This is a genomic window from Neisseria dentiae (genome assembly GCF_024580525.1).
Taxonomy (GTDB): domain Bacteria; phylum Pseudomonadota; class Gammaproteobacteria; order Burkholderiales; family Neisseriaceae; genus Neisseria; species Neisseria dentiae_A.
On sequence record NZ_JANIKQ010000010.1, the window covers coordinates 36,861 to 58,080 of the forward strand.

A 21,220-nucleotide genomic window follows, 5' to 3' on the forward strand; every position below is an offset into this window, starting at 1 on the left:
ATAAACCGCCCGTAGAAACCGAAAGGAAAAACATGAGGATAACCACCTTAGCCGTTACCGTTGCCGCCATCGGCCTGAGCGCCTGCAGCACCTTAAACGGCAAATCGGCACACGAAATGGTGCAGCATTCCATCGAGCGCAGCCTCACCAAAGATTACAGTTACAACTACCACGGTGAAATCAAAGCCTACCTCAGCCCGCCCGACAAAGGCGAAGCGCCCGATACCGCAGCTGCGTCTGCCGCAGCATCATCCGTTGCGGTAGATTCCGAAACCACCATGCAGACCGGTGAAAACGAGACCTCGGAACCCCCCGCCCTGCTCGGCGGCAAAGCGGCCGATTGGTTGCAGGCCAACCCCGCCCTCGCCCGCTATCTGGAAAACGGCCGTCTGAAATACACCGGCGCGGTGGATTTGCGCCGCAAGCAGATCGAATTCATTCCCGAGCTAACGTTCAACAACCACAACGAAAACAGCAGCATGCGCATGCCCATGCTGTTTGACGGCAACGATATGAGCCTCACTGCGGATATGCCCGCCAGCATTCCCGTGATTCTGAATTTCTTTGTCGAGCCCAAGCTGCGCGAACGCCTGATTAACGAACCGCTGCGCATCACGTTAACCGACGCGGCCGAGAGCTTCGACACAGACGGCAAAATCAAACAACTTCCCGTCAAATCAGCTGTAAAAGCCGCCTATATTGCCATTTTGCGCGCCTACGGCGATATTCCCGCACAATACTACACCGCCCTGCCGCCGGACAGCTACGCCAAACAGGCAGGTGCGAAATACCGCATCCGCTATGTGGAAGACGCCGCATTTGAGAAACTGTATCTTCAGGCGGCAGCCAAACACTTCCGCCGGGAACTCGACCGCCTGCAAAAAGAAACCCCTGAAAAAGGCATCGGCGCCGAAAAATACGAAGAGTTGAAACAATGGGCCGATTCTTTGGCCGATACCGGAGAACTCCCGTCAAACGCATCGCTGCTGGGCACACCGATACTGACCGACTGGTATCTCGACCGCAAAGGCCGCATAGTGGGTATGCGCTCCTTCCTGCAAGCCAACGGTAAAGAAAAAGCCTTAAACATCAGCTCGGTGTTTTATATGCACGATTTCAACCGGCCTAAATTCACCTTTAAGCCCAAGCAGGGCAAAACCATCAGCTGGAAAGAATTGGCCGACGCCGTTACCGCGCAGAAAAACGCCCGCTACGGCAAAGATGAAAGCGAAGGCGGCGGCGAAATCGGCGAACCCAACCGGATTTACGAAAAAACGGTGCGCTGATGCGCGTTGGAACAAACGGCAGGGCAACCAACCACCCCGCCGTTTCTAAAACGGCAAAGGCCGAAACCTTTGCAAAAATAACTTCAGGCCGTCTGAAATCTGTTTTCAGACGGCCTGAAGCGTACCTGCCCTGCCTTACACCACGGTAAAGTTGGCTTGGTTGATTTCCAAATCTTTATCGAGCGTGGCAAAGTGGATGCCGTCGGCCTTGCCGCTGCCGTCGCTGTCGTAGGTGAGATGGCCGGTGTCGGCGTGGTAGCGGACGTATTGTTCCCATTCTTCCATCGTGTTGCTGACCAGGCTCTCGAAAATGCTGCTGTGCAGTTCGATGATGTCGAAGCTTGCGGCAAAATCGGTGATGGTGTCGATGCTGCCGTTTAAAACGCTGTCGAATACGAAAGTGTCGCGCCCTTCGCCGCCGGTGAGGGTGTCGCTGCCCGCCCCGCCGATGATGCGGTCGTCGCCCGCACCGCCGTTAAGCAGGTTGTCTGCGCCGTTGCCGGTGAGGGTGTTGTTCAGGCCGTTGCCGTTGCCAACGATGGCGGTGGTGCCGATCAGGGTGAGGGCTTCGAGGTGGTTGCCGAGGGTGTGGTCGGTGCTGCTGTACACATGATCCTCGCCTTCGTTTTCGGCTTCGATAACGGTGTCGCCGATGTCGTCGGTTACGTAGGTGTCGTTGCCCGAGCCGCCGGTTAGGGTGTCGGCGCCACTGCCGCCGTCGAGATAGTCGTTACCGGCACCGCCGCGCAGGGTGTCGTTGCCCGCACCGCCGATGATGTGGTTGTCGGCGTTGTTGCCGGTGAGCACGTCGTCGTGTTCGGAGCCAATCAGGTTTTCTATCTGCGTGCCGTAACCGATAAAGGCCTGGCCTTCGGTGTAGGTGTTCAGCGTAACGGTGGTGCTGCTGTTGCCGCTGAGTGCGGCATCGGCGCCCAACCCGAAATAGCTGCGCATATCGTAGGTGTTGCTGCTTTCTACGGCGAAGGTGGTTGCCAGATTGTTGCCGGTGTAAATCCACGAACCCGGGGTGAGGTTGACGTTTACGCCCTGTTTTTCGGCGGAAGCGTCGAAGGTGTCGACGCCGCCTGCGTCCCAGATGTAGCGGTCGGCATCCTGGCTGTACATATTGTAGTTTTTGAAGGTGTAGGTGTCGTCGCCGGTGCGCACGTTTTGGTTGACGCCGAATGCGTAATGCAGATAGGCCAAATCGTAGGTGCGCAATTCGCCTTTGATCAAAAACAGGGCGTTGTTGACATAGGCGTTATACGACATATTGGAAAACTCGAGGGTTTCTTCTTTTTTGTAATCACCGGTGAAGCCTGCGGAGGTGTGCGCCATACCGAGGGTGTGGGTTACTTCGTGCAGCACGGTGTAGTGGACGAACTCTTTGCCCCACGACATATAGTTGTGGCGGCTGTTCCACGCAATCAGGCCGCCGTTGTAGGCGATGGCCGATGCGCTTTCAAAACCGTTGGTCAGGTTGCCCATGAAATAGTTGGTGTTGGCTTCGGCCATGCTGCCGACTTCAACGAATTCGATATTGGTTACGGCGCTGATTTCTTTATAAGCGTTGCGCACGATTTCCTGCAAATCCGACGAATAGGTGCTCATCGTGCTGCGGTCGATATAGTTATTGTAATTCTCGGGCAGACCGGCAATTTCGTCGAGCGTCATAAAGTGGTATTTGATCACGGCGGGGCCGTCGGTGTTGCCGCCGAAGGTGATGCCGTAGCTGCCGCCGTTGAGACTGCCGGTTTTCTGGATGAAATACGGGAAGTTATACCCTTCGGCGGTGTGGTCGCTGTTAACCGCCGCAGCGCTGATTTTGCCGTGCGCGCTGACGAACGCGCCGCTGTTTTGATTCGGTGTGGCATAGGTTTCGCTGTCGGCAACGGTGATGCTGCCGCCTGCGCCATCGGTGGCGCTCAACACGGCGCGCACGGTGTGGGTTTCGGCGTTTGCCAAGTCTTCCGTCAGCACTTTGGCGCTGAAGGTAAGGTCGTCGCTAACGCGCGCGGTGTAGATTCTGCCGCCCGCTTCCAGCGTTACGGTATCGCCCGCTTTGGCGCTGCCGCCCACCGTGCCGCTAATCAGGGTTTGCCCGGCTTCGGCTCCGGCCACTACATACAGGCCGTCTGAATTCTGTTCGATATAGGGGCTGTCGAACGTAACCGATTTCACCTGCACTTGCGCGTAACGTGAAAGCGTGTTGATGCGGTAGGCATTGCTGCCGGTTTCCACCAAATCAAGCAGATTCGGGTCGGCATCCACTTTAAAAGCCAGCGTTTGGCCGTTTAACGCCGCCAATTCTCGGGTAGGGATATCCAGATAAAAACTGCGGTCGGCCTTAACGCCTGCGGTGTAGCTTTTATCGCCTATGGTTACGGTGATTTGGCGCAGCCTTTCGCTGTTCAGGCCTTCGGCAAACACGCCGTCAACCTCGATTATGCCGCCGATGCGGGTGGTGTCGGCCTGCGGCAGAGCTACGCCGAAACTACTGCCGATTCGGGTGATGTCGATGCTGGCGGCGGCTTCGGCGGCCACTCCGTAGCTGCGCGCGGTAACGGCTTCGGCACCGTTTAACCCGTTCACGGCAGCCTGCACGGCGTAGCCGCCGGCCGCAAGCAGTTTTTCGGCTGCCACCAACGCGCTGAAGCTGTAATCGCCGTTTACTTCGGCGCGTACGGCTTCGCCGCCCACCGTTAATGTTACGGTTTGGCCGGGCTGGGCGTCGGCTCCCGACACGCGGCCGGAAATTTCGATTGTTTGCCCGGCTTCGGTTACGTTGATTAAATCGTCGGCAGTAACCGCATTGAGGCTGATGCCGATATCGCCCGACTGTATGCTGTAGCCGAGGCTGGTTCGGGCGGAACCGGTGTTGCCGGCATCGTCGGCTGTGTTAACGGCGGCATGAATCACGGGCACGGCGGCTGCGGCCAGCAAGGCACCGGATACGTTAACGGCAAACGCGCCGCTGCCGTCAACGGCGGCTTCATGGCTGCTGCCGTTAACGGTTAAGGTAACGGTGTCGCCCGCCTTGAATTCGCCGCCTACTCTGCCCGACACGGTTACTTCGCCGCTTTTTTCGCCGCTGCCGATGATATTGCCTGCGGCGATGTCGTTTAATTCGATGGTCGGCACGGGTGCAACGGTGTCCACATCATAGCTGCCGCTTGCCGTGTGTTCGGCGGTGTTACCGTAAATATCGGCTGCGCTAACGTGGGCGCTGATGTTCAGACGGCCTTCGCTGCCGGCCAGCGCGGTGGCGGGCAGTTCCAATATCCAGTTGCCGTCTGAAAGCACCGGCGTGTAGGCGGTGCCGTTTACGGTAACGGCAACGGTTATGCTGCTCTCGGCAACGGTATTGCCTGCGGTGAGCGTGCCTGTAATCAAAACGGTTTGGGAAAGACCGGCCGCATTCACGGCTTTGCCGCCGTTGATGCTGCCGATGCCGATTTCGATTTCGATTTCTGGCGGCACGGTTTGATAAATATAGCCTTGTGTGGCAACCGCAACTTCGGCGGTGCGCCCGGCCTTATCTTTAACCGCACCTGTTGCGCTCACTTCGGTGTTGGCCGCCATCACTTCGGCCGGCACTTCCACGCTGAACGTTACGCCTTTCAGCTCGGCGCGGTATTCGTTGCCACCCACGGTAACGGTTACCGACTGCACGTCGTCGCCGTCGGCCAAGCGGGTAACTTTGCCGGAAACGGTAACCGCCGCCTGCGCCGCTTCGCTGCGGTTGAGCACGTTGTCGCCCGTTATCGCGTTGAACACGATCACGCCTGCGGGCGGGGTTTTGTCGAGAAAGATCATGCGGGAAGCGCTGGCGTTGCCGCTGCCTTCGTTGCCTGCCTCATCGATGCGCGGCACGCTGGTAATAACGGCATAGCGGCCTTCTGTACCGTTGGGGAACACGCGGGCGGTGTCCACTTCGACGCTGTAAGTGCCGTCGGCCTGCACGGTGGCGGTATATTCGATTTTGTTAACGCTTACGGTTACGGTGGCGCCCGTTTTGCCGTCGGTTACTTTGCCCGAAACCGTGAGGGTGGCCTGCTCCAGATCGTTGCCGTCCACCACGTTGTCGCCCGTTACTGCGTCGATGGTAATCGCGGTGTTGTTCGTAAAATCTACGCTGTATGCCTGCGAATCGGAAACCGTTACCGCTATTCCGTCGTCGCCCGTGGCGCTAACCGATGCGGTGAGCGTGCCAGTGGCGCTGCGGGTGTTGTTGTTGATGCCGAAGAAGGCTGCGCCCACATTCGTGCTGAACAGGCCGTCTGAAACCACGGCGGTGGTGCGCTGCGTGCCCACGCTCAAGGTAACTTCGGCACCGTTTTCCACGTTTTCCACGCGGCCGGAAAGGGTAATGGCGTTGCTGTTGGCTTCGGCTTTGCCAATGATGCCGTCGCCGGCAACCTTATCGAGCGTGATCACGGGCGCAGGCACGGCATTGAGATAGCTGCGGGTGTGTTCCGCCGTGCCGATATTGCCGGCCGCATCAATCACTTCGGCGCGCACGGCCACTTCGTTTGCCGCCGCCAGCTGCCCGGCCGGAATATCGGCGCGGTAGCCGTTGCCGTTCACTTCGGCGGTATAATCCGCACCATTCACGCGCACGGTAACGCTGCTGATCCGCTCATCGGGCTGCACGCCCGTTACCGTGCCCGAAACCGTGTGGGTGGTTTGCGCACGCTCGGCGCGGTTGAGCACATCATCGCCCGCAATCACATCAATCGAAACCGCCACGTCGGGCGCCTGCAAATCGCGGGTATAGCTTTGGCTGGTTTCGACGGTGGCGGTGTTGCCCGCATCGTCGGCAGAAGTTACGCTGGCTTTCACAATATTGTAATTGCCGGTTTTCATATCGGCGCCGGAAAAATCCACCGAAAAACCGCCGTCTTTCACCTTTGCCCAAAGATTGATCCAGTTGACCGTGCCGCAGCTTTCGCAGCCGCACGACACCAGCACGCTTTCGCCGTCGGCCACGTCGGTTACTTTGCCGTTTACCGTTACCGTGCCTTCCGCTTCGCGGATGTTGAGCACATTATCACCGGCGATTTTGTCCAAACTGATGGCGGGGCGGTATTCGGTATCGACACGGTAGGCGCGATCCGCCGTGGCGGCGGCGCTGTTTTGCGCGTTGTCGGAAGTGGTGAGCGCAGCCGATACTTTGCCGTGGTTGAGCAGGGTTTTGGTGTCCACCGCCACTGCAAACGCGCCGTCCGCAACCGTACCGCGGTAGCTCGCTTCGCCCACCGCCAACACGATTTCGTCGTTTTCGCGGGCGTTTTCCACCGTGCCCGAAACCACCGTGGTTTCGGTTTGGGATTCGGCCAGATTGATGATGTCGTCTTGCGCGATGGCATCGAAACGGATAATAGGCGCGGCGATTTCAGTATCGACCGCATAAGTTTTCACCGCAGACGCTTCGACAGTGTTGCCCGCCGCATCAGCCGTTTGAACGGATGCGCGGACTTCGCCGGCGGCGGCCAAAACCGCGCCCTCAACCGCCACGCTGAACGTGCCGTTCTGCACGGTTGCGGTGTAGCTCCGGCCGCCGACGGCAACCGTAACTTCATTTCCGTCGAGAACGTTTTCAACCGTGCCGGATACTGTTACCCAAGCCTGCGATTCGGCAGCGTTAACGATGTCGTCGCCCGCCAGCGTATGCAAAACAATCACCGGCTGCGGTAGTGTAACTGCGGGGACAGAAGGTTTCTCCGTTGCCCCGGCTGTTTCAGACGACTGTTCGGGTTCAGTTGCAGGCGCAGACGGTTCCTCCGCTGTTCCAACCGTTTCAGACGGCTGTTCAGATTCGGTTGCGGGTGCAGACGGTTCCTCCGCTGTTCCAACCGTTTCAGACGGCTGCTCGGGTTCTGTTGCGGGCGCGGACGGTTCTTCCGTGTTTCCAGCCGTTTCAGACGGCTGCTCGGGTTCTATTGCCGGTGCAGAGGGTACGGACGGTGCAGCGGGCTGGGAAGCGGTTTCCGAAGCGTTCTGCACGGCGGCAGGTTGCGCTTGTGCCGCACCGTCTGCCGTGTCATCGCCGCGCCGCGCAGCAGTCAAACCCACTGCGGCCAGGCCCGAAGCTACCACTGCCGCGCCCCATAACTTCGCGCCGCTCATGCCGCCTCCCACGGCCACTTCTTCGGCCACAAGCTGCGCCGCCTGCTGCCACGCCGCTTCATCTGCGGCGGTGGCAAACGTGTTGCCCGCCTGCACGGTGTATTGCTGGTTTTGTATCGGCAAGCTCGTGCGGTAGCCTTGCAACACCAAATCGGGCGTGCTGCCGCGCGTTTCACTGGTATACACCCACAAATCGTCGCCCACCCACTCGACATCAGGCTGCGCCACCAAGTTGCCTTGCTCATCTAACAGTTGATACGCCGTGCCGGGCTGCGCCTGCACGGTGGCGGGCTGGTCGGGCTGTATCTTCACGGTTTCCGTTTTGCCGTTGCGGGTGATGTTGAGTGTGTAAGCTTTCATAGGTTTTCCGTAAAATAATGTGAAATACGTTTTATTAGAGCTGTCCATTATAGATTAAAGTTTGCCGACCGGAAGATATTCGGTATCGTTTTTAAAATAAACGGCATAAATTGACATAAAATAACAACAGTAACCATCATGTTATTTATATTTTGACCAGTTATTCAAATAGCCTATTTCGAATTTCGACTGCTTACTTTCGCCCCGAGGCCGTCTGAAAACATATTTTTCGATGCTTATTGCAGGATATCATTGAGATTAACAGCGTATTGGAATAATATTAGCCGTTGAAACACCCGAATACGCCACACAGCCACTACAATCGGAAAATAACGGAGAACCGCCATGCCTCACCCCTCGAAGCACGCATCTATGAACATCAGCCTGATTCAGGCGCGCGAAGCCCTGATGACGCAGTTCCGCCCCATTCTGCACAACGTCGGCCTCACCGATCAGCAATGGCGCATCATCCGCCTTTTGGCCGAAAACGGCACACTGGATTTCCAAGACCTGGCCAACCAAGCCTGCATTCTGCGCCCCAGCCTCACCGGCATCCTCACCCGCCTTGAAAAAGCCGACCTTCTGGTGCGCCTGAAGCCTTCCAACGACCAGCGCCGCGTTTATTTGAAACTCACCGCCGAGGGCGAACAACTCTACCACTCGCTCGGCGCCGAAGTCGACAAATGCTACGACCGCATCGAAACCGTGTTTTCAAAAGAAAAAATGCTGCAACTGCAAAGCCTTCTGGCCGAACTCTCCCACATCGGCGAGCATCTCGACAAACCATAACCCCTACGCCATGACCGACACACACACCGCAACACACCCCCTGCAACAACCTTTCCGCGACGCCATGGCCTCATGCGCCGCCGGCGTGCACGTTATCACCACCGACGGCAGCGCGGGGCGTTACGGCATCACCATGACCGCCGTCGCCCCCATCACCGACGAACCGCCCACCGTGCTGCTGTGCATCAACCGCCAGTCGGCCATCATCCCCATACTTTCTGCCAACAGCCATTTGTGTATCAACGTACTGTCCGCCCACCAGCAAGACATCGCCGAACACTTCGCCGGCCTCACCCCGCTGTCGCCCGAAGAACGCTTCGAATACCACATCTGGCACCGCGGCCAAACCGGCCAGCTGCAAGTGGAAGGCGCACTCGCCCACCTGCACGGCAAAATCACCGCCCAACACGACATCGGTACCCACCATGTGTTTTATGTGGAAATCGGCGAAATCAAAGTACACGACACCACCGCCCCCGCCTTGGTTTACTTTCGCAGAAACTTCAACAGCCTGACATAAAGCAAGGCCGTCTGAAAAAACGTTTTCAGACGGCCTTGTTGCCAAACGCCAAAAAGCGCCGCACTGCTCTCTCACTCAAACAGCACGGGCTTCCGCTATACGGCAAGTGCTTCTTTACGCTACAATCCCTCCAACAGCCACCCGCCGTGCAACGCTTATGAAATGCCCTTTCTGCCACAACCCCAACACCCAAGTTACCGATTCGCGGCTTTTGGAAGAAACCAACAGCATCCGCCGCCGCCGCCGCTGCCCCGCCTGCGGGCAGCGTTTCGGCACGTTTGAAACGGTGGAAATGCGTATGCCGCAGATTATCAAAAGCACCGGCAGCCGCGTGGCGTTCAACCCCCACAAACTGCGCACCAGCTTGGAGCGCGCGCTGCACAAACGCCCGATAGACGCGGAAACCATAGATGACACCGTTGCCCTTATCGAACAGCGTTTATACGGGCTGGGGCATAAAGAAGTATCGTCGCAGCTTGTGGGCGAAATGGCGATGGAAGAGCTGGCTAAAATCGACCAAGTGGCTTATGTGCGCTTCGCTTCGGTGTATAAGAGTTTCAACGATGTGTCGGAATTCACCCAAGCCATCGCCACCCTGCCCCAAGACAGCGAAGGCAAGCATTAAGCGTTTAAGTTTGATATACTGAAAACCGTTTTTTTCACAACACATACGGAACCTGATTTGATGAAACCCCATGCTTTTGTTTTGGTTGCCGCCGCCGTTTTAGGTTTGGGCGCATGCAGCCAGAAAGTCGAAACTTCCGTGCCTGCCGGCAGCGCGCAGGCATCTGCGGCCTCCGATGCCGCATCCGTCGTGCAAACCCTCACCGGCAGCGACGGCAAAATCAGCATCGTGATTCAGGGCAGTAATTTTGCCGATGCTTCGGGCGGCGAGCTGCCCGCAGGCGTAACCGCGGGAGAACTCACGCTGCTGCAACGCGACGACACCCGCGACATCACCCTGTATGTTGCCAACCTCGGCGCACCCAAAACCGATGCCAAAACCTATTTCGCCAACCTGAAAGCCGCGCTTGATGCCGACAAATCGCTGAGCGACGTGCAAACCGGCGCCGCCACCGACACGCGCATGAACTACCGCTTCGCCCAAAACGGTGCAGATAACGCGCTGCTGCGCGAAAACTGCATCGCCATTTACGAAACCGGCCTGTATAACGTGTGCGCCTCGAGCAGCACCGCCAGCCAGGAAGAATTGGCGGCTGTTTTGAAAGAAGTGAATTTAGCGAAATAACGCCGTCATGCCGCCTGAAAACCGGAAACGCAGCAATGGCCGGTCAATACCGCAATGCGGCAACATGCAACAGTGCCGCTGCGGAAAGTTGATCCGGCAATATGTGCGGCCGGTTTTCAGACGGCCTGAAACCTTTACAGCAGACACAAAACCCCAACCGAGGCCGTCTGAAAATGTTTGACGCAAACGATACGCAAATGATGCACACCGCCCTTGCCCTCGCCAGACAAGGGCGTTTTTCCACTTCGCCCAATCCGCGCGTAGGCTGCGTGGTGGCGCACGGCACGCAGATTGTGGGGCAGGGTTTCCATGTGCGGGCGGGCGAACCCCATGCGGAAGTGCATGCCCTGCGTCAGGCCGGAGACATGGCGCGCGGCGCCACCGCCTATGTTACGCTGGAGCCTTGCAGCCACTACGGCCGCACCCCGCCCTGTGCCGAAGCGCTGATTCGGGCGGGCGTATCGCGCGTGGTAGCAGCCATGTCCGACCCCAATCCGCAGGTGGCGGGCAAAGGTTTGGCGATGCTGCGCGAAGCGGGCATACAGGTGGATTGCGGCCTGCTCGAAACCGAAGCGCGCGCCTTAAACCGAGGCTTTCTTTCGCGTATCGAGCGCGGCCGCCCCTTCGTGCGTTTGAAATGCGCCGCCAGCCTCGACGGCAAAACTGCGCTTTCAGACGGCCGCAGCCAATGGATTACCGGCCCCGAAGCGCGCGCCGACGTGCAAATACTGCGCGCCGAAAGCTGTGCCGTAATCACCGGCATCGGCACGGTGCTGGCCGACGATCCGCAACTGAACGTGCGCGCCTTTCCAACCCTGCGCCAGCCCGCCCGAGTGATTCTTGACAGCCGCCTGCAAACCCCGCTCTCCAGCCGCGTGGTGCAGGATGGCGGCAGCCCCACGCTCATTGCCACTTTAAACAATTGCCATCAATCTTTGCAAAACTACACAAAAAACCAACATTTGCAAATTTTAAGGCCGTCTGAAAGCAACCGGCGCATAAACTTGCACCATCTACTGGTTTTACTGGCAGAAAAAGGCTACGGCGAAGTGATGGTGGAAGCCGGCGCCGTATTGGCAGGCGCATTCATCGAAGCCGGCCTGGTTGATGAAATCGTGCTCTACCAGGCACCGAAAATTTTAGGCGGAAACGGCAAGGGTTTGTTTTCTTTAGCGGAAAACCCGAAATCGCTTACCGAACCGCCGCTTTGGCAAACTGTGTCGGTAACGCCGTTGGGGAACGACATTAAATGGGTTTTGCAAAAATAACCTGTTTTATTGTAAATATTTTGAAATATCACACAGACGTTACTTTCACTACCGTCAAGATGCAAATTTTTGTAAACCGAATCCACGCCTTTCCAATACGAAACCGCCCGCCACCAAGCCGGGCGGTTTCGGCTTTTTCAGGCATTTTATTCTTTTGTAATATCTATTCAAACACTTATCGGCAAACATCAGCCCGCCCCGCACGATTTCTTAAAAAAGCCGCCTCCCTCTTTTGTTTGTCATATATTAACAAGAGCGGCTATCATTTGTTGCCATTGTGTAAACTTCCCGTCCTACGTCTGTTTTGATGAAACCGACACCTCCGAAAACAGTCTGATTATGTGAATCTGCATCTTAGAATTTCTTTTTTCTTAATCACGCGAGAATACCTTCATGAAAAATACCACCATTCAAAAATTCGCCGACAAATCGGCCAAAATCGGCATTGTCGGCCTGGGTTACGTCGGCCTGCCGCTGATGCTGCGCTATGTGGACATCGGCTATCAGGTGTTGGGTTTCGACATCGACGAAGAAAAAGTGCGCAAACTCAACAACGGCGAAAGCTATATCGAGCACATTCCCGCCGATAAAATCGCCGCCGCCAAGAACAGCCTGTTTGAAGCCACCACCGACTTCACCCGCATCGGCGAAGTGGAGGCGGTGATTCTGTGTGTGCCCACCCCGCTCAACAAATACCGTGAGCCGGACATGAGCTTCGTTATCGACACCACCGATGCCGTGAAGCCTTATCTGCGCGCAGGCCAAGTGTTGTCGCTCGAATCCACCACCTACCCCGGCACCACCGAAGAAGAGCTGCTGCCGCGCGTGGAAGAAGGCGGCCTGAAAGTGGGCGAAAACGTATTCTTGGTGTATTCGCCCGAGCGCGAAGACCCGGGCAACCCCGATTTCGAAACCCGCACCATTCCGAAAGTTATCGGCGGCCACACCCCCGCCTGTTTGGAAGTGGGCATCGCGCTTTACCAACCGGCCATCGACAAAGTGGTGCCGGTAAGCTCCACCAAAGCGGCCGAGCTGACCAAGCTGCTGGAAAACATCCACCGTGCCGTCAACATCGGCCTGGTAAACGAGATGAAAATCGTGGCCGACAAAATGGACATCGACATCCACGAAGTGATTTCCGCCGCCGCCACCAAACCGTTCGGCTTCGTGGCCTACTACCCCGGCCCCGGCTTGGGCGGCCACTGCATCCCCATCGACCCTTTCTATTTAACTTGGAAGGCACGCGAATACGGTGTGAACACCCGCTTTATCGAGCTGGCGGGCGAAGTGAACTCGGCCATGCCCGAATATGTGGTGAACAAAACCGCGCTGGCGCTCAACGACCACAACCGTTCCATCAAAGGCAGCAAAATCTTGGTTTTGGGCATCGCCTACAAAAAAAACGTCGACGATATGCGCGAAAGCCCCTCGGTCGAAGTGATGGAACTCTTGCGCGATTTGGGCGCGGAAGTGTCGTACAGCGACCCGCACGTGCCCGTGTTCCCGAAAATGCGCGAACACAAATTCGACCTGAAGAGCGAGCCGTTAACGGCCGAAAACGTGGCAAAGTTCGACTGCGTGGTGCTGGCCACCGACCACGACAAATTCGACTACGACCTGCTCAAGCAGCACGCCAAACTGATTATCGACACCCGCGGCAAATACCAGGGCAAAGCCGATAACGTAGTGAAAGCATAAAGTTTAAAGAAAGGCCGTCTGAAAAGACCCAGTTTTTCAGACGGCCTTTAAGTCAGGACAAAATATGTACGAAACCATTCAAAACCGAAAAATCAAATTTGCGCTGGTCGGCTGCGGCCGCATTTCCAACAACCATTTCGGCTCGTTCGAAACCCTGAAAGACGATTGTGAAGTGGTGGCCGTGTGCGACACCAACCCCGAAAACCTGCAAAAAGCCGTAGAGCGCACCGGCGCCAAAGGCTACGCTTCCTACACCGAAATGCTGGCCGCCACCGACGCCGACATCATCGTGCTCACCACTCCCTCCGGCCAACACCCCGAGCAGGCCGTGCAGGCCGTTGAAGCCGGTTTCCATGTGGTTACCGAAAAGCCGATGGCCACCCGCCTGCACGACGGCGAACGCATGGTGAAAGCGGCCGACAAAGCAGGCAAACGCCTGTTTGTAGTGAAACAAAACCGCCTCAACGCCACCCTGCAAATGCTCAAACGCGCCGTAGAAGAAAAACGCTTCGGCAAAATCTGCATGGTGCATCTCAACGTGTTTTGGACGCGCCCGCAGGAATATTACGACCAGGGCGGCGGCTGGCGCGGCACTTGGGAATTCGACGGCGGCGCATTCATGAACCAGGCCAGCCACTATGTTGACCTGATGGAATGGCTGATCGGCCCGGTGGAAGACGTGCAGGCGATGATTTCCACCCACCGCGACATCGAAACCGAAGACACCGGCGTGGTCAACATCCGCTGGCGCAACGGCGCACTCGGCTCGATGGCCGTTACCATGTGCACCTACCCGAAAAACCTCGAAGGCTCGATTACCATTTTGGGCGAAACCGGCACCGTGCGCATCGGCGGCGTGGCGGTTAACGAAATCCAAGAATGGAACTTCGCCGACACGCGCGACTACGACGAGCAGGTAAAAACCGCCAACTACGAAACCACTTCGGTTTACGGCTTCGGCCACCCGCTCTACTACAAAAACGTTATTGACGTGATGCGCGGCCAAGCCGAGCCGATTACCGACGGACGCGAAGGTTTGAAATCGCTGGAACTCTTGATTGCAGCTTATCTTTCCGCCCGCGACAACAAAACCGTGTCGCTGCCGCTGGTTTACTGATAAGGCCGTCTGAATATGAAAATCGCCGTAGCAGGCGCAGGCATCATAGGCGCGTGCACCGCTTGGGCGGCGGCCAAACAAGGCCACGCCGTTACGCTGTTCGAGCAGGACACCGTGATGGCGCACACCAGCCAATCGTCGTCCAAACTGCTGCACGGCGGCCTGCGCTACCTTGAAACCGGCCAGTTTGCGCTGGTGAAAAAAGCCCTGCTGGCGCGCCGTTTCTGGCTGGAACACGCACCCGAACTGTGCCGCCCGCTGGAATTGCTGTTCCCCATCTATGCGGGGCGCGGCCGCCCCAAATGGCAGATCAGCATCGGCACCAAACTCTACGACTTTCTGGCTGCCGGCAGCGGCTTCCCGCGCAGCTCGTGGCTGGATAAAGCCGAAACGCTCGCCCGCTGCCCTACCCTGCTTTCAGACGGCCTCAAAGGCGCATTCTCGTTCTACGACGCACAAATGGACGATTTCGCGCTGGGCCGCTGGGTGGTGGAACAATGCCGCAGCTTGGGCGTAAACGTGGAAGAGCAGCATAAAATCGAAACCCTGGCCGAACTCAGCGGTTTCGAGCGCATCGCCAACGCCACCGGCCCGTGGGCGATGGAACTGCGCCGGCAGCAGGGCGGAGAACCCGCCTACACCATCGACTGGGTGCGCGGCAGCCACATCTTTATCGACCGCGAACAAAAACAGGCGCTGATGCTGCCGATTCCGCAAGAAAAACGGATTTTCTTCGTGCTGCCCTACCAAGGCAAAACCCTGATCGGCACCACCGAAATCCGCCAAAACCACCCCGAAGCGGAAAGGCCGTCTGAAACCGAAACCGATTACCTTTTGGCCGCCTACAACGCTTACCACAGCGAAAAACTCACGGCGGCCGACGTTAGCGGCAGCTTTTCGGGCGTGCGCCCCCTGCTCAAAAGCGCCGCCAACCCGAGCGACGCCACCCGCGAATGGGCGTTCGAGCGCGTGGACAACGTGCTGCACATCTACGGCGGCAAATGGACGACGGCACAGCTTCAGGGCGAAGCGGCCTTACAGGAGTTATTGAAATGACCGACTACACCGTACACCCCAGCGCCATCGTTGACGAAGGCGCGAAAATCGGCGCCGGCAGCCGCATCTGGCATTTCGTGCACATCTGCGGCGGTGCCGAAATCGGCGAAAACTGCTCGTTCGGGCAAAACGTGTTTGTGGGCAACCGCGTGAAAATCGGCGACAACTGCAAAATCCAAAACAACGTTTCCGTTTACGACAACGTTTACCTCGAAGAAGGCGTGTTTTGCGGCCCCAGCATGGTGTTCACCAACGTGTATAACCCGCGCTCCTTAATCGAGCGCAAAAGCGAATACCGCGACACCCTGGTGAAAAAAGGCGCCACGCTGGGCGCCAACTGCACCATCGTGTGCGGCGTTACCATCGGCCGCTTCGCCTTCGTGGGCGCGGGCGCGGTGGTGAATAAAGACGTGCCCGACTACGCGCTGATGGTTGGCGTGCCCGCCCGCCAGATCGGCTGGATGAGCGAATACGGCGAGCAACTCAACCTGCCCGTGAGCGGCAGCGGCAGCGCCGTCTGCTCACACACCGGCGCCGTTTATACGCTTTCAGACGGCCGTTTGAGCAAATCAGAATAATATTCCAATCAGATACGCAAAGGACAAACACCATGCAGTTCATTGATCTCGCCGCGCAACAGGCGCGCATCAAACCGCAAATTGATGCCAACATTCAAAAAGTGCTCGCCCACGGTGCCTATATTCTCGGCCCCGAAGTGGCCGAGCTTGAAGAGCAGCTGAAAGCCTACTGCGGCGCGAAATACTGCATCAGCGTGGCCAACGGCACCGATGCGCTGCAAATCGCGCTGATGGCCTTGGGCGTCGGCCCGGGCGACGAAGTGATCACCCCCGGTTTCACCTACATCGCCACCGCCGAAACCGTGGCGCTGTTGGGCGCCAAACCGGTGTATGTGGACGTGATCGAATCCACCTACAACATAGACCCCACCAAACTCGAAGCGGCCATCACCGATAAAACCCGCGCGATTATCCCCGTTTCGCTGTACGGCCAATGCGCCGATTTCGATGCCGTTAACGCAATCGCCGCCAAACACAACCTGCCCGTGATTGAAGACGCGGCACAAAGTTTCGGCGCCACCTACAAAGGCACCAAATCCTGCAACCTCACCACCATCGCCTGCACCAGCTTTTTCCCCAGCAAACCGCTGGGCTGCTACGGCGACGGCGGCGCGGTGTTTACCAACGACGAAGCGCTGGCAACCGTTATCCGCCAGATTGCCCGCCACGGCCAAGACCGCCGCTACCACCATATCCGCGTGGGCGTAAACAGCCGTCTCGACACCTTGCAGGCCGCCATTCTGCTGCCCAAACTGGCGATACTCGAAGAAGAAATGCAACTGCGCGGGCAAGTGGCCGGAATGTATGCCGCCGCCCTTGCTGAAGCCGGCATCGCCGCGCCGTTTATCGAAGCGCACAACCGCAGCGCCTACGCGCAATACACCGTGCGTGTGAAAAACCGCGACGCGGTGCAGGCCAAGCTGAAAGAGGCAGGCATTCCCACCGCCGTGCATTATCCGATTCCGCTCAACAAACAGCCCGCTGTGGCCAGCGATGCCGTGCTGCCCGTTGGCGACAAAGTTGCCGAAGAAGTGATGAGCCTGCCCATGCACCCGTATTTAACCGAAGCGCAGGTGCGCCAAGTGGCCGAAGCGCTCAAGGCAGCCGTTTGATGGTTTCAGACGGCCTGTAAAAATATGCAGGCGCCTTCGGAACACAACCGTTGTGATGTTGCGAAGGCCGTCTGAAAAACTTTAGAAGCGTTGCCCGGCTACGCTTCTGTTATTTTATGAATGCACGAAAATTATTGGGCTACGCGCTCGGCCCCTTAGGCAGCGCCGCCATCGGAATCGTTTCCCTGCCGCTGATTTCTTGGTATTACCCTGCCGAAGATATCGGCCGCACGGTGCTGCTGCAAACCGTTGCTGCTCTGATGCTCACCGTGGCAGGCTTGGGCTTGGATCAGTCGTATGTGCGCGAATACCATGCCGCCGAAAACAAAGCGGCTTTGCTGAAAACCATTCTTTCGCTGCCGCTGCTCATCACCTTAACCCTTTGCGGCGGCTTGGCATTGTGGTGCGCGGCCTGGCCGTCTGAAATGATATTGGAAATCAGCAACGGCGTTTTGGGGCTGCTGTGTTTGATGTTTTTGGCCGGTGCGGTGTTTTCGCGTTATCTGCTGCTGATTTTGCGGATGCAGGATAAGGCTTTCGCTTTCTCGCTCGGCCAACTGTCGCCCAAGGCCTTGATTTTGGTGTTTGTGCTGGTTTATGTGGCCGCCGGCCTGCCCACCGACACGCTCACGCTGATATCGGCCTATGTGTTGGCGCAAGTTATCACCATCAGTGCTTTACTTTGGCAGACTCGCCGCGAGCTGAAAGCCGCCGCCGCTGCGCCGTTTTCCATGCCGCAGCTGCAGGAAAGCCTGCGCTACGGCGTGCCGCTGGCTTTGGGCGGGCTGGCTTATTGGGGCTTTACCTCGATAGACCGCTTTCTACTGAAAGAGCTGGCGGGGCTGTCGGAGCTGGGCGTGTATTCGATGGCAGTGAGCTTCGGCGCTATTGCATTGATTTTTCAAAATATTTTTTCGGTTATCTGGGCGCCAATGGTGTTCAGATGGGTGAAAGAAAACACCAACTTGGATAAAATCGGCGGTATCACCGAATCGATGACCGACCTGATCGCTGCGCTTATCTGTATTGTGGGAATTTTTTCGCCGCTGGTGGCTTGGATACTGCCCGATAAATATGCGCCGGTGCAGTTTATCCTGCTCTCGAGTATGCTGTTTCCGCTGCTTTACACCTTAACCGAGGTAACCGGCATCGGCATCAACGTGAGCAAAAAAACCTGGCTGATTACGGTGTTTTCGGTAACTGCCCTGCTGGTGAACGCCGTGCTTTTATATGTGCTGGTGCCCGCATTGGGCGCCAAAGGTGCGGCCATTGCCAATGCTGTTTCATTTTGGGCGTTTTCGGCATTGAAAAGCGAGGCTTCGGCCCGCCTGTGGCTGCCGCTGCCGCGCGCCAAACTCTACGGCACCACCTTTGCCTGTTTGGCTGTATGCGTGGCTTACACTTATGGCGGCAACAGCGGCAATTATTATATTTTCGCCCTGATGTGGCTGGCTGCATTGGTCGCGCTGTATTGGAAACACCGTGCCACCATCGGCTCTTTGGCGGCAAAAGTTAAAGGCCGTCTGAAAAAATAGCCGCCGGCACAATTTAATAATAACAAGGTAACGTTCTATGCACGTTTTAATCATTCCTTCTTGGTATCCCGCCACCCCCGAGGATGTGGACGGTATTTTCTTCCGCCAACAGGCGCAGGCTTTGCAGCGTTCCGGCTTGCAAGTGGGGGTGATTGCTCCGCTTTTCCGCTCGCTGCGCCACACCAAAACCATTTTTACCGGCGGCTACGGCATCCGCAGTTATATTGAAGAAGAAATACCCACTTATGTGTATAAAAGTATGTATTTCTTTCCGCGCCAGCCGCTGGACCGCACCCGCTGGGTTAAGGCGGGCAAAAAACTGTTTGAACGTTATGTGCGTGATTATGGCCGCCCGGATATTATCCACGCTCATGCCATGAACTTCGGCGGTATACTTGCTTATGAAATCCACAGCGAAACCGGCATTCCCTATGTGATTACCGAGCACAGCTCAACTTATGCGCGCAAACTGATTCATGATTGGCAATGGGATGGTATGCACCGTTCCGCCGCTGCCTGCGCTTCCCGTATTGCCGTCAGCAAACATTTTTGCGAACTGTTACATTCCGAATACCGGGGATTGGATTGGAAATATATTCCCAATATGTTATCGGCCAAAGCCGCCGAACCTTTCAATCTTGCCGAAAAACCGCACAACGGCAATTTTACTTTCTGCTCGGTTGCCCACCTGAATTTCAATAAAGGTTTCGATATTCTGCTGCCTGCTTTTGCCGAAGCCCTGAAAACCCACCCCAATCTCAAGCTGGAAATCGGCGGCACGGGTATGGCCGATGCGGATCTGCACGCCCAAGCCGAACAGCTCGGCCTGCAAAATGCCGTAACCTTTCTCGGTGCATTAAAGTATGATGAAGTATTGGCCTTGATGCGGCGGTCTGATGCTTTTGTGTTGGCCAGCCGCAATGAAACTTTCGGTGTGGTTTATATCGAAGCTCTGTCACAAGGTTTGCCGGTTATTGCCACCCGCTGCGGCGGCCCTGAATCAATCGTTACACCTGAAAACGGCTTGCTGGTGCCTAAAGAAAATGTGCAGGCACTCACTCAGGCTTTAGTTGATATCTATGAAAACCGCAACCGTTACGATACGGCAACACTCCGAAACAACTGCCTGGAAGAGTTCAGCGAAAAAAGTGTTGTGTCGCGAATCACCGAAGAATACCGCCGTGTTTTATCGGCCGACTCAGTTTCAGCAGGTGGTTAATATGAAAATCAAAAGCCAGAATCTTTATATTTTTATGCTATACGGCATGCTTTTCGCCTATATGGCGGGACCCATGCTGGCATCTTTGGCAGGTATTCCGCGTATCGACAATCCACTGTCGATGGTATTTGTGTTCGGTACGCTGCTGATTGCATTTTTTGAAAACAAGCGCTTCAACGGCACTGTTGCCTTTATGCTGCTCAGCCTGACCGTGATGGCCGCTTGGGCTTCAATGCACTTTTTTATCTCTTCACTCGCTACATCCAATTATGCGGATTTAACGTTTTTTATAACGGTTCCCTGCTTTTTCTATCTGCTGCAATCTATTTTGCTGCACCATCCAAACAGGCTTCAATTCATACGCAGGCTGCTTTTGGTGATGATTTTGCTTATCTGTGTGCCGCCCGTTTTCGAGCTGCTTTTGGGCATACAGTTTGTGAGAGGCGATGAAATCATCACGCTCGAATCCGGAATCATCAAAGGTTTATTCTTTAACCCTAACAACTTAGGCACAACTGCCTTGTGCTTTGCCCCTGCCGTGATGTTTTTTTTCAACCTGCAAAGTAACTCAAACAAAGACATCGTAACGGGCTGGCTGCTGTTTCTGCTTTTAGGTTTTATCATCATCATCAGCGCCTCACGCACGGCCACTATGCTTTATGTGCTGCTGTTTTTAGGCACCCTGATGTATCGCGGCAACGCCTTGGTAACGTTGGTTGCTGTTTTTTTGGTGGCTATCGGTGTGTATTCCATTCCCACCCAATGGGTGAAAGAATTTTTGCTGTCACTTTACGGCAATCCGTTTTTAGAAAACATTTCATCGCGTCTTTATTTGTTTTTATTCGATTTGGAAAGCGACAATTCCGTATCTTACCGGCAGGAAATTTATAACTTTTTCTGGAACAACCCGCCTTTCCTGATAACCGGATACGGCCCCAAAAACTTTCAAGAATATTTTGGCGGCAACCTCAGCGGCAGTTTGGGCTTCAACAACCCCCACAGCTTCATCATCGAGCTGTATTTGGGCTTCGGCATCGTGTCACTTTTGGCATTTATCGCTTATGTGCTGGCTTACACCGTAGCGCTGATTGCTGCCCGCTTAAACAACAGGCAACGTTTTTTCGGTTTGTTCTGCATGGTGATTTTTTTAGTGGGTGGCTTTATTCCCTCTTCGATTTTGCGTTTGCCTTTTATTTGGCTGCCCTGCATGTTGATTTTACTCGACACGGTTTACCGTGCCACTCCTGCCCGTGCACCACAATACACATACCAACCCTACTCCGTATCACGCAGATAATAATATT

At 56.2% G+C, this 21,220-nt stretch carries 15 protein-coding genes; 14 read left to right on the forward strand and 1 reads right to left on the reverse strand.

The genetic code is table 11. The features are described from left to right. The first annotated feature begins 32 nt into the window (after positions 1-32). A complete protein-coding gene (locus tag NQ012_RS07360; RefSeq protein ID WP_257066963.1) occupies positions 33-1,286 on the forward strand; it encodes a hypothetical protein in 1,254 nt (417 codons plus the stop codon). 135 nt (positions 1,287-1,421) lie between these two features. Here NQ012_RS07360 and NQ012_RS07365 read toward each other — a convergent pair whose 3' ends face one another. Next, positions 1,422-7,775 (reverse strand): Ig-like domain-containing protein, encoded by a 6,354-nt coding sequence (locus NQ012_RS07365; protein ID WP_257066964.1) that lies wholly within the window; start codon positions 7,773-7,775, stop codon positions 1,422-1,424. 345 nt (positions 7,776-8,120) lie between these two features. Between NQ012_RS07365 and hpaR the strand changes: the two genes are divergently transcribed. From hpaR to NQ012_RS07430, 13 genes are all read left to right on the forward strand, one after another. Next, entirely contained in the window at positions 8,121-8,564 is a 444-nt protein-coding gene (gene hpaR / locus NQ012_RS07370; RefSeq protein ID WP_085366931.1) for a homoprotocatechuate degradation operon regulator HpaR, read from the forward strand. Positions 8,565-8,574: 10 nt separating this feature from the next. Continuing rightward, entirely contained in the window at positions 8,575-9,084 is a 510-nt protein-coding gene (gene hpaC / locus NQ012_RS07375) for a 4-hydroxyphenylacetate 3-monooxygenase, reductase component (protein ID WP_257066965.1), read from the forward strand. 157 nt (positions 9,085-9,241) lie between these two features. Continuing rightward, the gene (nrdR, locus tag NQ012_RS07380; RefSeq protein ID WP_115336259.1) at positions 9,242-9,709 is read left to right on the forward strand and encodes a transcriptional regulator NrdR; all 468 of its coding nucleotides are present in this window, start codon (positions 9,242-9,244) and stop codon (positions 9,707-9,709) included. 60 nt (positions 9,710-9,769) lie between these two features. After that, positions 9,770-10,333 (forward strand): cytochrome C, encoded by a 564-nt coding sequence (locus NQ012_RS07385; protein WP_257066966.1) that lies wholly within the window; start codon positions 9,770-9,772, stop codon positions 10,331-10,333. Between the two features lie 173 nt (positions 10,334-10,506). After that, positions 10,507-11,601, forward strand: a complete 1,095-nt coding sequence (gene ribD, locus NQ012_RS07390; protein ID WP_257066967.1) for a bifunctional diaminohydroxyphosphoribosylaminopyrimidine deaminase/5-amino-6-(5-phosphoribosylamino)uracil reductase RibD — start codon at positions 10,507-10,509, stop codon at positions 11,599-11,601. A 393-nt stretch (positions 11,602-11,994) separates the two neighbouring features. Further along, complete coding sequence (locus tag NQ012_RS07395; RefSeq protein ID WP_257066968.1) at positions 11,995-13,299, forward strand: nucleotide sugar dehydrogenase; 1,305 nt, start codon at positions 11,995-11,997, stop codon at positions 13,297-13,299. 64 nt (positions 13,300-13,363) lie between these two features. After that, positions 13,364-14,416 (forward strand): Gfo/Idh/MocA family protein, encoded by a 1,053-nt coding sequence (locus tag NQ012_RS07400; RefSeq protein WP_257066969.1) that lies wholly within the window; start codon positions 13,364-13,366, stop codon positions 14,414-14,416. Between the two features lie 15 nt (positions 14,417-14,431). Beyond that, positions 14,432-15,472 carry a glycerol-3-phosphate dehydrogenase/oxidase gene (locus tag NQ012_RS07405; RefSeq protein ID WP_257066970.1) on the forward strand — a complete coding sequence of 347 codons (1,041 nt, stop codon included), beginning with the start codon at positions 14,432-14,434 and terminating at the stop codon, positions 15,470-15,472. Next, positions 15,469-16,050, forward strand: coding sequence for an acyltransferase (locus NQ012_RS07410; protein WP_257066971.1), 582 nt, complete (start codon positions 15,469-15,471; stop codon positions 16,048-16,050). Before NQ012_RS07405 ends, NQ012_RS07410 begins: the two co-directional genes overlap by 4 nt. A 32-nt stretch (positions 16,051-16,082) precedes the next feature. After that, positions 16,083-17,162, forward strand: a complete 1,080-nt coding sequence (locus tag NQ012_RS07415) for a DegT/DnrJ/EryC1/StrS family aminotransferase (protein WP_257066972.1) — start codon at positions 16,083-16,085, stop codon at positions 17,160-17,162. A 116-nt stretch (positions 17,163-17,278) separates the two neighbouring features. After that, a complete protein-coding gene (locus NQ012_RS07420) occupies positions 17,279-18,697 on the forward strand; it encodes a lipopolysaccharide biosynthesis protein (RefSeq protein WP_257066973.1) in 1,419 nt (472 codons plus the stop codon). A 37-nt stretch (positions 18,698-18,734) separates the two neighbouring features. Next, positions 18,735-19,916: a glycosyltransferase gene (locus NQ012_RS07425; protein WP_257066974.1), complete on the forward strand. Its 1,182-nt coding sequence runs from the start codon at positions 18,735-18,737 to the stop codon at positions 19,914-19,916. A 1-nt stretch (position 19,917) separates the two neighbouring features. Beyond that, positions 19,918-21,213, forward strand: coding sequence for an O-antigen ligase family protein (locus NQ012_RS07430; RefSeq protein WP_257066975.1), 1,296 nt, complete (start codon positions 19,918-19,920; stop codon positions 21,211-21,213). Positions 21,214-21,220: the final 7 nt, after the last annotated feature.

Coding starts and splice junctions, on each gene's coding strand:
- NQ012_RS07420 (WP_257066973.1), top strand. CDS start 17,279: ATGAATGCACGAAAATTATTGGGCTACGCGCTCGGCCCCTTAGGCAGC.
- NQ012_RS07395 (WP_257066968.1), top strand. CDS start 11,995: ATGAAAAATACCACCATTCAAAAATTCGCCGACAAATCGGCCAAAATC.
- NQ012_RS07360 (WP_257066963.1), top strand. CDS start 33: ATGAGGATAACCACCTTAGCCGTTACCGTTGCCGCCATCGGCCTGAGC.
- NQ012_RS07430 (WP_257066975.1), top strand. CDS start 19,918: ATGAAAATCAAAAGCCAGAATCTTTATATTTTTATGCTATACGGCATG.
- nrdR (WP_115336259.1), top strand. CDS start 9,242: ATGAAATGCCCTTTCTGCCACAACCCCAACACCCAAGTTACCGATTCG.
- NQ012_RS07405 (WP_257066970.1), top strand. CDS start 14,432: ATGAAAATCGCCGTAGCAGGCGCAGGCATCATAGGCGCGTGCACCGCT.
- NQ012_RS07385 (WP_257066966.1), top strand. CDS start 9,770: ATGAAACCCCATGCTTTTGTTTTGGTTGCCGCCGCCGTTTTAGGTTTG.
- NQ012_RS07425 (WP_257066974.1), top strand. CDS start 18,735: ATGCACGTTTTAATCATTCCTTCTTGGTATCCCGCCACCCCCGAGGAT.
- ribD (WP_257066967.1), top strand. CDS start 10,507: ATGTTTGACGCAAACGATACGCAAATGATGCACACCGCCCTTGCCCTC.
- NQ012_RS07415 (WP_257066972.1), top strand. CDS start 16,083: ATGCAGTTCATTGATCTCGCCGCGCAACAGGCGCGCATCAAACCGCAA.
- NQ012_RS07400 (WP_257066969.1), top strand. CDS start 13,364: ATGTACGAAACCATTCAAAACCGAAAAATCAAATTTGCGCTGGTCGGC.
- NQ012_RS07410 (WP_257066971.1), top strand. CDS start 15,469: ATGACCGACTACACCGTACACCCCAGCGCCATCGTTGACGAAGGCGCG.
- hpaR (WP_085366931.1), top strand. CDS start 8,121: ATGCCTCACCCCTCGAAGCACGCATCTATGAACATCAGCCTGATTCAG.
- NQ012_RS07365 (WP_257066964.1), bottom strand. CDS start 7,775: ATGAAAGCTTACACACTCAACATCACCCGCAACGGCAAAACGGAAACC.
- hpaC (WP_257066965.1), top strand. CDS start 8,575: ATGACCGACACACACACCGCAACACACCCCCTGCAACAACCTTTCCGC.